This window comes from Agrobacterium sp. rho-13.3, assembly GCF_033957765.2.
Lineage (GTDB): Bacteria > Pseudomonadota > Alphaproteobacteria > Rhizobiales > Rhizobiaceae > Agrobacterium.
The window spans coordinates 48,170-62,069 of sequence record NZ_CP192776.1; the positions used below are offsets into that span (position 1 = coordinate 48,170).

Consider the following 13,900-nt stretch of genomic DNA (forward strand, 5'->3'; position numbering starts at 1 on the left):
TGCTGACGAACCGTAATAGTCGCTTTGAACGCAAGGGCACCATTCGTGATATCCTTCGTCAGGATCGATCTTGCTGCGAAAAACCCAGTAGGCGTAGAGGGCTCCTAACAATGGAACGGAAAACCCTCACAAGGTTCAGCTTTCCCTGACCGAAGTCGCGTTACACGACGCGGGAATGTTCAACAGGCGGCTGCATCAGCTCTATGGTGATACCATCCGGGCCGGAGATGTACGCGACCATTGTTCCGCATCGGGGGCCGGCTGGTATCGGCTGCGGCGAACCCTTCACTGCCCACCCCGCCGTCTCAACCCGCGCGATGGCCGTGCGGATATCCGTAACCGTGAAGGCGATGTGCGCGGCGCCGATCGCACCCGCGCTACGAGGTGTCTGGCCCAACGTACGGCCTGTCGAATACTCGAGAAGCTCGATAGGGTAGCCATTTGGAGCCGTCACCAGCGCCATTCGGCAACGCGGATCGTCAACCCCCGTGGCCTCCCGTAGGAACTCCCCACCCATCTCTCCTCGCCGAGTAAGGTCGAAACCCATCGCCTCAGTCCAGAACTGGATCGCCTCCTCCAACGAGGCGACCGAGAACCCCGTATGGTCCACAGCTATCACGCCCGCATCTTCGGCCATTTTTTAATCCTCTCATATCGAACAGTTGCGTCCCGCTACAGTAAGCCATTCGCCAAACAAGTCACAGCACTTGTAATCCCTTTAGCCATTTTATAGCTCGGGTTCGATTCCCCTCAAAAGCTGACCCCCGCACATGCCTCTTTCGAATCCACAGCTCGCAGTGCAATCAACGGCAAAACAGTTTTCGCTGGATCATTGGATCTAATCACTGAAACGCTGGCGATGTTTGCAGCATCGCCAGCCTACTTGTCTTCAAGCCGCTTCCCATACTTGGTTCAGTATTTTGGCTGCAAGTGCTGCCTTGTCCTGTGGAAGGAAACGTCCGTAATGCTGCTGAACCATCTCCGGCGTATCCTGAATGGCGTAGCTCGCCTGCTCATATGAGCCGGTGAGTTTCAGAATGTGCGTTGCCAATACGTCCCGAACATTATGAGGTCCGTGCGGCAGCAAGCCACTGATCGCTCCGCGACCCGTATACGGGTTATAGATGCCGTAGCGTTGGATGATGAGACGCCAAGCTTCATAGAACGTTGTCTGATTATAGGCCGCGTCAGCGCTCGATAGCTTGACTGTCTTGACGAAGAACGTACCCGGATCATCTGCATTGCCGAGCAGAACCTTTCGATGACGCTCGATGTAGGCATTGATGTAGTAATAGAGATCCAGCAGGTCAGGCAGGATCAGCCTGAATGGCTTCGATCCGAAGAACGACGAGTTGGCATTTTTAAATGCGACCGATGGGATCAGCACCTCCCAGCCATTCTCTCTCTCACTCCATCGAATTTCTCCGCGCCGCATTTCTTCCAGACGCCTTTCGGACGTGGGGAAATGGCCGCGTGGGCAAAACAGCAGTTGTCGCAGATTCTTTTGTCGCAAGCCTAGATGAAGTCCTAGCCTCAACATCAGAAACGAGCGTACGGATTCTGCAGCAGTTCTTGGGTATCGGTCTCTATCAGGCATACGGAGAAGGATTTCGTCCGTAATCTTGCGATATTCTGCCAGAGGGCTCGGTGCCTCCAGCACGCACATGATCGGCTCGAACGGGTCTCGGTGAACCCGCATCACTCGCTGGATTTCCCTGATGCGGTTCTGTGCGTGGGAATGAAACGCATCGCAACAGGCATGCCAATCGCGCCGGGCGAAGGTAATCTCCTCTTTCGTAACCAAGCCATTCACCGGTACTACGCGCTCGATGAGTTCGGGATGTTGCCTGATCCAACCTGTTTCCTCACGGGTCAGCGACAGTGAGATGCTCAGCATGTCCGCTTCCCAGGCCGTGTAGAAGCCGCGTCGCCGCTCACGCCATTGTAGATACCAATCCCATACACCTGGAAAAACCAGGAGGCCGAAGGTCAACGCGCTCAGGGGCACGCCTCTGCCAGCGACTTCGCCTTGAGGTGAAGCGGCGAGGGCACCGAACATCAAGCCAAGATGTTCGAGCTTCTGCGATGCCGTCTCTTCACCCCACACTCCATTCCGCTTGTATCCGACCTCAGTCAGGGTCGCGGTCTTGAACGACATCAGATTGGCCATTTCAAGCGCCAAGTGGGTAGGGGCGTCGATTACCCCGGAAAGCATATCTGGGTCTTCCAGTTCGTGTTTACATTCTTCGACCACTTTGCGGGGCGATGCCATAGGCCGGTGAGAGCCGCCATAGGTTACGCCGGGGAAGCGGATCGCATAACGTTGCTTCGTCGCCAGCGCCTGATAACGACGGTAGTCCGTCGCACCGGTCAAGATAACGCGCCTGACCCATTCGAGGATTTCCGCACGTTTTTCTTCCGGCAAGGAGTTGAAATCATCCGGCAAATGCCACGCCAGACGTCGACGCTCTGCGGGCGAGACATCGTCACCAACGTCATATCCGACCCCGGCGCGAGACTGATACGGAAGCTTTTCCTTGAAATAACCGAGTGGCAATCGGTAACGGCTTTCTATTCGATTGAGGATTTCCAAGTTTGCCACACTACGTGGCACTTTCGTTCCCTTCAGCCAGCTCAGCAATGTCGTGGCTTCAAGAGCATCGCCGTCCCGGAATATGGCGCGATGCAAATGGTAATAGCTCTCCCCGAAGCGGTCGATATGGAATTGGAGAGCTGCCTGAAAAGACACCGGTTCCTCATAAGTATCGAAGAACGGCTCTGGGAATTCTTCAATGGGTTTGGGCTTCGGGCCAGGTTTTGATCGATGACAGGTTTTGCCCGCCTCGGAAGTGCGCTTGGTTGAAAGACTTTTTGCGCGGCTGCGTGTTTTTGCTCCTTTGGAGTTGATCGAGGGCTTTCCACGGCCTGGCCCCGTTTCAGCGAGCCAACGAGAAATGGCATCGAAGCCGTACTGGGCAATTCTCCTAAGTTCTGCCGATGCTTGCCCACAACGGCACGCGAACGAGATCTCTTCCCAATTGACGTGCCTGCCGAGCATTGGAGGAGGCATCCGGTCGTCAATGAGACGGGTCATGTATTCTGAAAGTGCGCGAAATTGTCTTGCGTCTGTGAGCGGTGCCAACTTCATGTCGCAGAAGCTGGATATCTTGCGCCGAAAGACGATTGCCGATTGATCTATGCTCATTCAGGTTTCCCTTGCAGATTACAGTCCAGCCCAGGGGCGGCTTGCTAAGGGAATGAGGTTAATGAGATCTCAACAGCCTAAGATTGCTCCACAGAATATATGGGGGGCGCAATTTTGATCGAAGGCACTTCCGTTTAAGTAGATTTTCGGATGTGCTAGCTTCAACATTGTGGGCAGGAGATAAGAAATCATGACGCGCGATATGGCGCTGGTCCGAGAGCTTTTGCTTAGGTTAGAAACCACAGAAATTGATGGCCCCGGAGGTCTATTATTAACGGGGAGTAGTCCTGAGGTTGCCGTTGAGGGGTACCGTGATGACGTTATCCATTATCATCTACACCTGCTGGATGATGCCGGTTTCCTTATGCCGTTGAGGATCAAAAAGCAGCCTTCGATTTCAGTAACCTTTCGTGGACTGAGTTGGAGCGGCCACGAGTTCCTAGACAGTGTCCGACGCAAAGACGTTTGGGACCATACCAACGCTATTTTGAAAAAGGCGGGAGGAGGCACCTTCGAGATCGCGAAGGCGGTTGCTGTCGCTTATATTTCTGAGCAGCTATCATCGCAGTTTGGTATCGCACTTAAAAAGTAGATTGGCCAAAGACGAACGCTAGATTTTGTAATTCAATTGCATTACTATTAGATATCAATCTGGAGATAGCTATGGCTGCAAATGCGCTCGTCCAAACTCGTATCGATGCTGACGTTCGTGACCGGGCGTCCCTAGTTCTTGAAGGTATGGGACTTACGGTGTCAGACGCGGTTCGCATATTGCTGACGAGAACCGCCAACGAGGGCGTATTGCCGCTTGAACTTTTTTCAGGCAGCGAGACTCACGATACGTGGTTTCGTGCCAAGGTGCTTGAGGCGCTGAATGATACAAGGCCGGATATTTCCGACGATGAAGTCGAGGCTCATTTCGAAAAGCGTCGGCAGACTGCGCGCAATAACGCGGCGGGTATAACGTCTTGAGACTAACCTGGTCTGCGTTTGCCTTATCGGATCGCGATGCAATTTTTACTTTTATCGAGTTGGAGAACCCGGCCGCCGCCATTTTGGTCGACGAACGCATCGTCGTTGCAGTCCGTCGCCTGATTGATTTTCCGGCAAGTGGCAGAGTCGGGAGAATCGCTGGGACACGTGAGCTTGTAATCAGCGGAACGCCTTACGTCGCAGCGTACACAATCACAGAAGCTACGGTTCGAGTACTGCGTGTCTTGCACGGGGCTCAGGAATGGCCTGAAGCCTTTTCAACCAGTTAGCCTAGTCTGATAGTTTTCGGATCAAGGTGTTTGCGGTTCGATTCCATTCAAGAGCGGGGATTGACATACTTCAAGGAATATCCCGCTTCCGACTTAACCAGAATGCATCATTCTTGATCAGGAGAGTGGTGCCATCATGGCGTTCTGGCACCACTCTCGACGTCAATTGCTGCGGTATTTAGGCGGCCCACTGACCCCGCAGAACGCTGTCGGAGCCTTGTCCACCACGCAAGTCGAACTGTGCCAACAACTGGTTGAGCGCAGCGGCTTCTCGAGCAAGGCTGTGGCTCGCCGCTGTGGACTGCTCGACCATGGCTGCATTCTGCTGAGTTCCCTGATCCATCACGTTAACTGCAGTGTTGATTTCCTGCAGTCCGGTGGACTGTTCGCGGGATGATTCCACGATCGCTTTGACATGGCGGCTTATTTCCCGGACCTCGTCGACAATGGTGTCAAGCGAGTTGCCTGTCTGCTTCACCAGGCTGACCCCAGTCTGAACTTGCGAACCGGAAGCAGCGATCAGTGTCTTGATCTCCTTTGCGGCTGTCGCTGAACGTTGCGCGAGTTCGCGAACTTCCTGCGCAACGACTGCAAACCCTTTCCCGGCTTCACCGGCACGAGCAGCTTCAACACCAGCATTCAAGGCCAGCAGGTTGGTCTGGAACGCGATCTCATCAATAACCGAGATGATGTTGCCCATTTCACCTGCGGATTTCTCTATAGCCATCATGGCCTGTACGGCGTCCTGCATCAACTCGCCCGAGCGTTCGACGCCGCTTCGCGCTTTCTCAACCAGCTTGCCTGCATCGTCAGCGCGTTTGGCTGAGTCCCTTACGGTGGTGGTGATCTGTTCCAGCGCCGCAGCCGTTTCCTCGACAGATGCAGCCTGCTGTTCTGTGCGTCTCGACAGGTCGTCAGCGGCAGACCTGATTTCATTTGCACCAGCATCGATGCCAGAAGCATTCTGTCCAACGGATTTCAGAACCGAATGGAGTTTTTCGACCGATCCGTTGAAGTTAGAGCGAAGTTCGTCGAGCGTGCCCGTGAATGGGGTGCGAAGCCGGTGAGATACGTTCCCATTTGCCAGAGCTTCCAGTCCCCCGCGAAGCGCGTCGACCGCGAACTTTGTATTCGCTGCATCTTCCGCCTTCTGTCTTTCCCGTTCCAGTCTCTCGCTTTCAGACAAGGCACGGTCAGCATCGGTCTGTTTTTCAAGACGGTCTTTTTCGATTGCATTGTCACGGAAGACCGCGACTGCCGACGCCATACTGCCGAGCTCGTCACGTCGATCTGCACCTGGAATGACCTCATCGACCTTTCCAGAAGCGAGTGACATCATCCGTGAACGCAAGCGCTCGATCGGAGACGTGATTTCGCGTTTCGTAACAAACACGGCCAAGAAAAGCGTAAGCGAAAACACCCCGGCGAGGGTGAGAAGGGTGTAAAGGATAGTGTCGCTGGTCTTTTCGGAGAGTTCTGCTGACCTGGTCTTGATGCCATCGCTGGTGCCATTGATCCACGCTCTCATCTCACCGATCGTCTTGGCAGCCTTCTCGTCAGCCTGAACAAGTAGCGCTTTAGCCTCTTCATCGCGATTGGCCGATCCTGCCGCTACCGCCTTGTCGGTAATCTCGATAATGGATTCAGCCTGAGACTGCAGAGCGCCAAGCGTCTGGCTTTCTTCTGGCAACAGTTTTTCGGCATTATCGATCAGTTCGTGAAGTCTGGTCTTGCTTGCAGCGTAGTCATCCGTCGCTCTCTTCATTCCTGCGGTACCAGTGTCGTAAAGAAAGACTTGATACGCATCATAGACGATTGCAACCAGGCGCTGGCTGGCGATCGCCATATCGATCTCCGCGTTGCCGTCACTGGAGATGAAGTCGGTGTACTCGGTGTCGGCGGATTTAAAGTTGCTGGAGACATAGAGAGCCCCTCCGATGCCGATCAGGCATGTGGGAAGGACCAGAGACAGGACTTTCGTCCTGATCCGGAGGTTTTGCATGAGTGACATGATGACACTTCCAAGGACAGAGGTCGGAGACGTACAAAAAGGGGTGAACATCATCGTCCGCGTTTTAGAGCGGCTTCTGCCGTTCGCGCCTCTACCCCAAGATTATGTGAGATAATATTCGCTCAAAACATTAAAGTGTTGTTAAGCTTATTTTGGGTTGAAATGACAGTTCCCGGTGGCATTTAAAACAACTCTAAATAAACGTTTTCTTCTATATCCGACTAGGTAGTTGGCTTTAGCGTCATATTCCTCTGTAGCGGTTCAGTGCGTTAGAAGCGGTCTGAATTGAGTTCTTCTCAGGCCCGGATCACCGCGGGGCCGAGTCCCAGAAGTATGAGCCTTGGCTTTATCTCGGGATCGAGCTGGGGCGTATTTAGGGTGGGTCTGGATTGAGCCGCGGCTCGATTCCTATCAAGGCGATACATCAGAAATCAGCCGTTACGCGGATCTAGGCGGTCAAGCCGCAGACGATGTCTTTCATCCGTTAGGCGGTTGAGCCCCAAAACCGCCGCGATGAAGATGCTCGCAACAGATGCTCCGCACAGAAGGAACATCAAGAATATCTGAGACCGAGCGGCCGACATGGGATCTTGGCCAGCCAGGATCTGACCACTCATGATGCCGGGCAGCGTGATGATCCCGGCACCCGCCATTTGATTGATGATGGGTATCGCGCCAGCGTGGATTGCGCGGCGCATAATAGGCGTGACGGCTTTTCTCTTGCTGTAGCCGAGTGCCAATTGTGCTTCGATCGCCGCCCGCTCATTAGAAATAGTGCTCAGCAGGGTGTTGAGGGCGATGCTTGCCGAATTCATGGATGTACCCAAAATGATGCCAGTGATCGGAATGATAACGCGCTGCGAGGTCCAGTCCTCGGTGGTCGCCAGCGTTGCCAAGGCAAAAGCTGCGATAAAAATGGTCGATATACTCACAGCGGCACCGCTGATCAGGACATGCCAAATTCCCTGAACCCGTCGCTTCTGACGGGCACCAACTTCATAGGTTGCGGCGCCCACCATTGCGGCAAGAAGTGCCGCAGTAAAGACGGGGTTTGAACTTTGAAAAAGCGTCCGCAAAACCAGACCGATCAACCAGAGCTGTAGAACCATTCTGGTCGCGGAAACCAAAATCTGGCGGTGAAGCCCAAGGGACATCGCCAGTGACATTGCCGCACACGACAAAACAAGTATGCCCGCAATTGCAAGCTCTACCATTCCGAACGTCATGCCGGTCATTGACGCTTGCCTATCTTGAAGACGGAATGACTTACCCTGGCGACCTGCTCGAGATCGTGAGATACTATGATCACGCCGACATCTCTTTGAAGCAGCGTTTTTATGATGCCCTCAACCTGAAGGGTTGACGTTTGGTCTAGTGCAGAGGTTGGCTCGTCAAGCAAGAGAAAGCGAGGGGTATCCTCGATCGATCTCAGAAAGGCAAGGCGTTGCCTCTCTCCCGTCGAAAGGTTGTCCACTGGTTCGTCGAAAACTCCTCCTCGAAGCCCGAGTGCCTTTGCGGTTTCTCTGCTGGCGTCTGTCGAGAAATGTGAGTCAACCGTGCGCTCCCACCATCCAGGCTCGGAGGCATGATAGCGGACTGCGCGACGCCACGCTGGACCTGGCATGTCGCTGCAATTCACGCCATCGAGACTGACTGATCCGGAATGCGGGATCAGGTCTGCAAGCATCCGGAGCAGTACGGATTTCCCGATGCCAGACGGACCGGTAATGGCAAGACACGTACCCGTTTGCAGATCCAGGTCAAACGGACCTGCATTAAGATACTGCAGGTTCTTCGCCGAGAGAGTGGAAGGCATATGTTCTCCGGGTCAGACAACGAAAGTGATGCTGGAATAGGCGTATACTCTACTGATTATCAACGACGACAGCTAAACTTTAATTTTTTACCCGTTCAGGTTTATGTCAGCTTCGATCCACATCACCCATCAGATATCGGCCGGGTCGGCCGCATTGGATGATTGTTGTTGATCGGGTGGCCCTTATATTGACGAAGATTGCAGTTGAAATTGAAAAATCCAGGCGTCGTCGCCTTGAAGTTGGTAGCCTGACCCTCAGTGCGATCGTCGGCCTTTACTTGATTATATTCGCCAATTTTACATTTTGGGCAAAAGTTCATGCGTATCTCTCCGAGTCGCCATTCGCCATCGCCGGACTTTATGTTGGCATCAGTGCCATCTTCATCGCATTGATCAGCTTTGTCTCGGTGAAATACATTTTCAAACCGTTCCTCGCCTTTCTGATTGTCGTAGCTGCTGCCGCATCATGGTTCATGGACAGCTTCGGTGTCATCATCGATAGCGACATGGTGCGCAACGCCTTCCAGACTACACCTGCCGAAGCCGGAAACCTCATCACCGAAGGGTTCATCTGGCACATGGTCATTTTTGCGCTGTTTCCCATTCTTTTCATATGCCGGGTGCGTGTAAAACATCGTTCATTTCCGCAAAAGCTGTTGTGGAACACAGTGGCAATCACAAGCTATTTTATCGTGTTCGGACTTGCTGCATTCGCCAACTCCAAGACCTACACGACAGCAATCCGGCAACATAAGGACCTCGTCAAAAGCCTTAATCCGGTCAATCCGATTGCAGGTGCTGTGCACTTTTTCACACAAGCGGGGGCAGAAGCTCAGCTCGTCGTCGCACCGCTGGGCCTTGACGCAAAAATCACCCCGGCCCTGGCTGGTGTCAAAAAACCCCGTGTGACCATCATCATTGCCGGGGAAACGGCACGCGCTGCCAACTTCTCGCTGAACGGTTACGATCGGGACACCAATCCGGAACTTAGAAAACGGGACATCGTCTATTTCCCGAACACGACGAGCTGCGGAACAGCGACTGCGACCTCCATCCCATGCATGTTCTCACAATTTACCCGTGAGGATTATTCGCACAAGAAAGGCTTAGCAAACGAGAACGTCCTCGACGTGCTGTCACATGCAGGCGTCGACGTTGCCTGGTGGGACAATAATACCGGGAGCAAAGGCGTGGCCACCCGTGTGCCGTTCGAAGATCTGGTCGAAACCAATGATCCGAAATTCTGCAGGGAAGGCGAGTGTCTGGACGCGATTTTCCTCGACAAGGTCGATACCTGGCTCGACACGATCACCAAGGACAGCGTTGTGGTTATCCACCAGATGGGTAGCCACGGACCGACCTATCACATGCGTTACACCGAGGAATTCAGAAAGTTCGTTCCGGATTGCCAGACATCGGAACTTGGCAAATGCAAGGACAGCGAAATCGTGAACGCCTACGACAATACAGTGCTTTATACCGACCATTTTCTCGCAACGCTGATCGACAAATTAAAGGGCCGATCAGGGAAGCTTGCAACCGGCTTGATCTATGCATCGGATCATGGCGAATCCTTGGGAGAAAACGGTATCTACCTGCATGGAGCACCCTATGTTCTTGCGCCTGCGGAGCAGACCCACGTTCCATTCCTCGTATGGTTCGACGAAGACTTTTCCAGATCGATGGGTTTGGACAAGAGCTGCCTGGTCAAAGAGGCGGGTTTACGAGCGTATTCTCACGACAATTTCTTTCACAGCATCCTCGGAATGATGAACATCGCGACGTCCGTCTACGACACCAACCTTGATGTCTTTGGCTCATGCAAGACTGTGAGGACATCATGAGCATAGCGCCCGAATTTCGAAAGCTGACCGGGTTCGAGCATTTCTTCGCTGCCGCTCGCTATTCTGCTGGTGGTGCGAAACGCGCCTGGGAGGAGGCCGCGTTTCGCCATGAAGTCCTGGCGTTCGTCGTCCTTCTCGTAATCTATTTTATTCTGGAAGCACCGCTTGAGATATTCGGAATTGCCACCGGGCTTTTCTTGCTGACGATTGCCGTGGAAGCGCTGAACACAGCAATCGAGGAGATCGTTGATCGAATATCGCCGGAGTTTTCGACAACTGCGCGCCATGCAAAAGACCTGGGATCGTTCGCCGTCTTCTGTCTGCTTGCGCTCAATGGTCTGCTCCTCGGGTACAGCCTTCTCTTAAAATATCTGATCTGATGACTGCCCTTAGACGGTCCGGACCGATGGCTGGTCGTATCTGTCATCAACTACGAGTGCCTCATGGCTTATGGAAACCGAATACAGGAGAGCCGTGATGCAGGATGTTTCGTCAGGTGCCCACAAGCCCGATCAGCAGGTGCCGACGGGAAAAGCTAGAGTACTAACCCTTCTCAAGGACGTTCATCCTATTGTCATCGCAATGTTTTTAACGGTATTTGGCGGGACACTTCTGTTTCTTGGACTGACCAGTGAAATGCTGGAAGGTGAGACGCGCGCCTTTGACGAATCCATCCTTTTGTCTTTGCGACGTCCTGACGATCTTTCCGTACCGATCGGTCCAGGTTGGTTGACGCATGTTGTCGATGACATCACGAGCCTGGGCGGCACGACGGTACTTTGCCTCATCACGGTGCTGACGGTCGTCTATCTTCTCATCATGCGTCAGAGATCGACGGGCGTATTCGTCGCTCTGTCTGTTTTGGGCGGTTGGGCCATCAGTACGAGCCTCAAGATCGGGATTGCCCGGCCCCGACCAGAGATTGTCCCCCATCTGATATCCGTCAATGACCTAAGCTTCCCGAGTGGTCACGCCATGCTCTCCACTGTCACGTACCTGACGTTAGGGGCGTTGCTGTCGCGCGTTCAGACCACAAAAGCGTCACGAATCTATTTCATCGCAGTCGCTATTTTCCTGAGTATCATCATTGGCTTCAGCCGCATCTATCTTGGCGTTCATTATCCGACGGATGTTCTTGGCGGTTGGTGCGCAGGGGCTAGTTGGGCAATGCTCTGCTGGATACTTGCGCGCAGGTTTCTCTGGCCACGATCCGGATCGAGTGACGCTTGACGGCATACAAATTCGTATGGATTAGCCAAGGTGCTTGAGACGTTGACCGCCGATACTCCGTGTGCGTCCCAAGGCCGGGCCGCGCAAATGGAGTGAGAACATGAACAAGTACAAATCCATGTCTGCCGCCATGGCGGTTTTACTGGCGACCGGCGCAGCCGGGGCTGCGTTGGCGCAACCTTCGGCGTCTGTCGAAATGAAGAAACAGAAAGATGGACAAGACGACGCCGCCGAATTCAGCAGGATCAAATCTGCGAAACTGACGCTTGGGGATGCCATTCAAGCAGCAGAGAGAGATGGCGGCGGCAAAGCGGTCAATGCATGGCTTGAGGGAGAGCATGACACCGCAGCTTTCGAGGTCGAAGTGATGACTGCAGACGGTTCAAAGACGGTGTCCGTCGATGGCCGTTCCGGTGTTGTGAAACCAATCGCTGACGATGCCCAAGGCGACGGCGAGGGTAACGATTAGTCCTGAATGGCCTAGATTGCGAAGAAGAGGTCGGCCAATTAAAGGTCGGCCTCTTTCTGTTTCGCCGGTCGGGAATGGACCCTAAATTCCAAACGCCGTTTCTAGCTTCTCCCAGGTCTCATCCATCGCATATGTTCGGGAGAGGTAGGGGATGCCGATGTGACCGAAACGTATCGAAAGCTGATTTTCCGCAACGTCTTCATCCACTCCGGCAATCCGGTTGAGATAGATGACGGAAGCAAGCCCCGTGCGGTCTGAACCTGACCTGCAGTGGATGAGAATGGGTTTCGGAGCGTCGCGCATGATCTCGATCAGTTTATTGCTCTCCGCCATTGTCAGTTGTTTTGATGCCGACATGGGGAAGTCGATATGGACAAGACCGAGGTGGTCAGCGGCCGTTTTTTCCTCTTGGTACCATTCATCGGTTTCACCCACACCACGCAGATTGATGATGGTCTTGATACCGTATTCACCGCTGTACCGCGCAATCTGGCTGGCGCTCGGCTGATTGGAACGATAAAGCTGACCGGGCATAACCTCATGGAAGTTGCCTGTAAGTTGGATGCCGCCCAGATACACACCCGCAGCGATTACAGCAGTGGTGAATGCCAGTGCGAAACGGTTGATCATCTTCTGCATCTCATTGATATCCCTTTTCTTGGGGATAATCGCGGACGCTTCTGACACCGACCTGAACGTTTGATGTCTGATCAGACGTGCTTATGGGGAAGTTCTGGAAATGTAAGGGAGATCGTCAGTCCGGGGCCATTATCAATCACCTCCAGATGGCCTGAGTGCAGTTCAGAAACAGCTCTGACGAGGCTTAGTCCCAATCCACTACCAGGCGTCGTTCGGCTCTTGTCCAGACGGTACAATCGGCGAAAGACCTTCTCGCGCTCATCATGGGGTATACCGGGTCCATTATCGCTGACTGCGCTGACGAACAGCCCATTGCTCCATGAGAGCGAAAGGCCGATACAGGTTCCGGCTGGGCAGTGATTGATCGCATTTTCGACCAAGTTGACGAAAAGCTGCGTTAGAAGTTCACGGTCACCTGAAATTATCGCCGGTTGAGGTGTCATCGCCGCAAGTTTCAGGTGGTGTCCGCTGTCTTCCGCGACTTCTGCGTATATTTCAGCGACAGAGATCATAACACCCGCCAGATCAACCGGAGCAAAACGGGTTTTGCGTGCTCCAGCTTCAATCTGAGAAATGCGCAGCAATGCTTCGAACGTTCCGTTGATCTGGTCGCTTTCGGCGAGAGCCTCGGCCAACTGATCATCGACGGCAAGCCCTTTTTCACTGCGGTTCGCTGCCTCTTCGATGGTCATTTTGAGGCGGTTGAGTGGCGTTTTCAGCTCGTGCGCAATGTCTGCGCTGACCTGTCGCATGCCCTCCACTAGCCCTGCCAGACGATCGAGTGCGTCGTTTATCTGGTTGGATACCGTGTCGATGTCGTCCTTGCTACCACGCAACGGAATACGCGCATGCATCTGTCCGTTGGATATATCCACCATCGTGCTGACAATACCATCAAGGCGTTTTTGCGCGCGCGATGCCAGAAATGCTCCTCCAGCAATGGCGATGAAAACAATGATCACCAGCGCCCATCCGAAACTGATGAGGGCGATATCTTCAAGGTCGTCGGTCTCTGCAAAGCTTTGCCCGACGACAAGTCTGTAGCCACCGACCGACCCCGCGTGAACACGGTACATCGTGTTACTTGCAAGATTGATATCGCTGGCGTGCAGGCTGGCCAATCCGTCGGGAAGAGGAGGGCTGTTTACATTCCCGGCAATTCTGTTCCCGGCACTGTCCTTCAGAGAAAAAATCCTGTCTTCGGAGGTTTTTAGTGCAGCATAGGCATTGATGGTAGAGACCAGATCCTCGACGTCATCTGGGCCGTAGGTGGAAGCGGTGACGGAGTAGATTTCGTTCACAGCGGTATCAAGCGCTTGCCCAAGCTCGCGTTTCAAGAGCTGGTAGGAAATGAAGCTGGCAACGACAAAGGCCGCAATGAAAAGGAGCCCGAAAGTGACCGCCAGTCGAAAGGGTGTGCTCCG

Annotated in this window: 14 protein-coding genes; 7 read left to right on the forward strand and 7 right to left on the reverse strand. The window is 53.6% G+C overall.

The genetic code is table 11. The annotated features are described in order from the left end of the window. Window positions 1–160: 160 nt before the first annotated feature. Both RMR16_RS23550 and RMR16_RS23555 read right to left on the reverse strand, forming a co-directional pair. Window positions 161–637, reverse strand: a complete 477-nt coding sequence (locus RMR16_RS23550; RefSeq protein ID WP_042618634.1) for a VOC family protein — start codon at window positions 635–637, stop codon at window positions 161–163. 252 nt (window positions 638–889) lie between these two features. Then, a complete protein-coding gene (locus tag RMR16_RS23555; protein ID WP_432355490.1) occupies window positions 890–3,148 on the reverse strand; it encodes a hypothetical protein in 2,259 nt (752 codons plus the stop codon). 247 nt (window positions 3,149–3,395) lie between these two features. Here RMR16_RS23555 and RMR16_RS23560 point away from each other — a divergent pair, with 247 nt between their 5' ends. From RMR16_RS23560 to RMR16_RS23570, 3 genes are all read left to right on the forward strand, one after another. Beyond that, window positions 3,396–3,797, forward strand: a complete 402-nt coding sequence (locus RMR16_RS23560; protein ID WP_042618632.1) for a DUF2513 domain-containing protein — start codon at window positions 3,396–3,398, stop codon at window positions 3,795–3,797. A gap of 71 nt (window positions 3,798–3,868) precedes the next feature. Next, window positions 3,869–4,177: a type II toxin-antitoxin system RelB/DinJ family antitoxin gene (locus RMR16_RS23565; protein WP_042618631.1), complete on the forward strand. Its 309-nt coding sequence runs from the start codon at window positions 3,869–3,871 to the stop codon at window positions 4,175–4,177. Further along, window positions 4,174–4,467, forward strand: coding sequence for a type II toxin-antitoxin system mRNA interferase toxin, RelE/StbE family (locus RMR16_RS23570; RefSeq protein WP_042618630.1), 294 nt, complete (start codon window positions 4,174–4,176; stop codon window positions 4,465–4,467). The genes RMR16_RS23565 and RMR16_RS23570 overlap by 4 nt, the downstream gene beginning before the upstream one ends. A gap of 178 nt (window positions 4,468–4,645) precedes the next feature. Here RMR16_RS23570 and RMR16_RS23575 read toward each other — a convergent pair whose 3' ends face one another. The 3 genes from RMR16_RS23575 to RMR16_RS23585 form a co-directional block, all read right to left on the reverse strand. Then, a complete protein-coding gene (locus RMR16_RS23575; protein WP_432355493.1) occupies window positions 4,646–6,478 on the reverse strand; it encodes a methyl-accepting chemotaxis protein in 1,833 nt (610 codons plus the stop codon). A gap of 431 nt (window positions 6,479–6,909) precedes the next feature. Next, on the reverse strand, window positions 6,910–7,713 hold the full coding sequence (locus tag RMR16_RS23580) for an ABC transporter permease (RefSeq protein WP_320202012.1): 804 nt from the start codon (window positions 7,711–7,713) through the stop codon (window positions 6,910–6,912). Further along, window positions 7,710–8,294: an ABC transporter ATP-binding protein gene (locus tag RMR16_RS23585; protein ID WP_320202013.1), complete on the reverse strand. Its 585-nt coding sequence runs from the start codon at window positions 8,292–8,294 to the stop codon at window positions 7,710–7,712. The genes RMR16_RS23580 and RMR16_RS23585 overlap by 4 nt, the downstream gene beginning before the upstream one ends. 188 nt (window positions 8,295–8,482) lie before the next feature. On the opposite strand from RMR16_RS23585, the gene RMR16_RS23590 reads away from it, so the two are divergent. The 4 genes from RMR16_RS23590 (at window position 8,483) to RMR16_RS23605 (ending at window position 11,837) form a co-directional block, all read left to right on the forward strand. Next, the gene (locus RMR16_RS23590) at window positions 8,483–10,138 is read left to right on the forward strand and encodes a phosphoethanolamine transferase (protein WP_320202014.1); all 1,656 of its coding nucleotides are present in this window, start codon (window positions 8,483–8,485) and stop codon (window positions 10,136–10,138) included. Next, window positions 10,135–10,518: a diacylglycerol kinase gene (locus RMR16_RS23595; protein WP_112500367.1), complete on the forward strand. Its 384-nt coding sequence runs from the start codon at window positions 10,135–10,137 to the stop codon at window positions 10,516–10,518. Before RMR16_RS23590 ends, RMR16_RS23595 begins: the two co-directional genes overlap by 4 nt. Window positions 10,519–10,615: 97 nt before the next feature. Next, a complete protein-coding gene (locus RMR16_RS23600; RefSeq protein ID WP_320202015.1) occupies window positions 10,616–11,368 on the forward strand; it encodes a phosphatase PAP2 family protein in 753 nt (250 codons plus the stop codon). 100 nt (window positions 11,369–11,468) lie between these two features. Then, window positions 11,469–11,837, forward strand: coding sequence for a PepSY domain-containing protein (locus RMR16_RS23605; RefSeq protein ID WP_320202016.1), 369 nt, complete (start codon window positions 11,469–11,471; stop codon window positions 11,835–11,837). 81 nt (window positions 11,838–11,918) lie between these two features. Here RMR16_RS23605 and RMR16_RS23610 read toward each other — a convergent pair whose 3' ends face one another. Next, a complete protein-coding gene (locus RMR16_RS23610) occupies window positions 11,919–12,476 on the reverse strand; it encodes a dual specificity protein phosphatase family protein (RefSeq protein WP_320202017.1) in 558 nt (185 codons plus the stop codon). A 71-nt stretch (window positions 12,477–12,547) separates the two neighbouring features. Continuing rightward, window positions 12,548–13,777, reverse strand: a complete 1,230-nt coding sequence (locus tag RMR16_RS23615) for a sensor histidine kinase (RefSeq protein WP_432355497.1) — start codon at window positions 13,775–13,777, stop codon at window positions 12,548–12,550. Window positions 13,778–13,900 lie beyond the last annotated feature (123 nt).

Coding starts and splice junctions, on each gene's coding strand:
- RMR16_RS23605 (WP_320202016.1), top strand. CDS start 11,469: ATGAACAAGTACAAATCCATGTCTGCCGCCATGGCGGTTTTACTGGCG.
- RMR16_RS23610 (WP_320202017.1), bottom strand. CDS start 12,476: ATGCAGAAGATGATCAACCGTTTCGCACTGGCATTCACCACTGCTGTA.
- RMR16_RS23555 (WP_432355490.1), bottom strand. CDS start 3,148: ATGAAGTTGGCACCGCTCACAGACGCAAGACAATTTCGCGCACTTTCA.
- RMR16_RS23580 (WP_320202012.1), bottom strand. CDS start 7,713: ATGACCGGCATGACGTTCGGAATGGTAGAGCTTGCAATTGCGGGCATA.
- RMR16_RS23565 (WP_042618631.1), top strand. CDS start 3,869: ATGGCTGCAAATGCGCTCGTCCAAACTCGTATCGATGCTGACGTTCGT.
- RMR16_RS23560 (WP_042618632.1), top strand. CDS start 3,396: ATGACGCGCGATATGGCGCTGGTCCGAGAGCTTTTGCTTAGGTTAGAA.
- RMR16_RS23575 (WP_432355493.1), bottom strand. CDS start 6,478: ATGTCACTCATGCAAAACCTCCGGATCAGGACGAAAGTCCTGTCTCTG.
- RMR16_RS23595 (WP_112500367.1), top strand. CDS start 10,135: ATGAGCATAGCGCCCGAATTTCGAAAGCTGACCGGGTTCGAGCATTTC.
- RMR16_RS23585 (WP_320202013.1), bottom strand. CDS start 8,294: ATGCCTTCCACTCTCTCGGCGAAGAACCTGCAGTATCTTAATGCAGGT.
- RMR16_RS23550 (WP_042618634.1), bottom strand. CDS start 637: ATGGCCGAAGATGCGGGCGTGATAGCTGTGGACCATACGGGGTTCTCG.
- RMR16_RS23600 (WP_320202015.1), top strand. CDS start 10,616: ATGCAGGATGTTTCGTCAGGTGCCCACAAGCCCGATCAGCAGGTGCCG.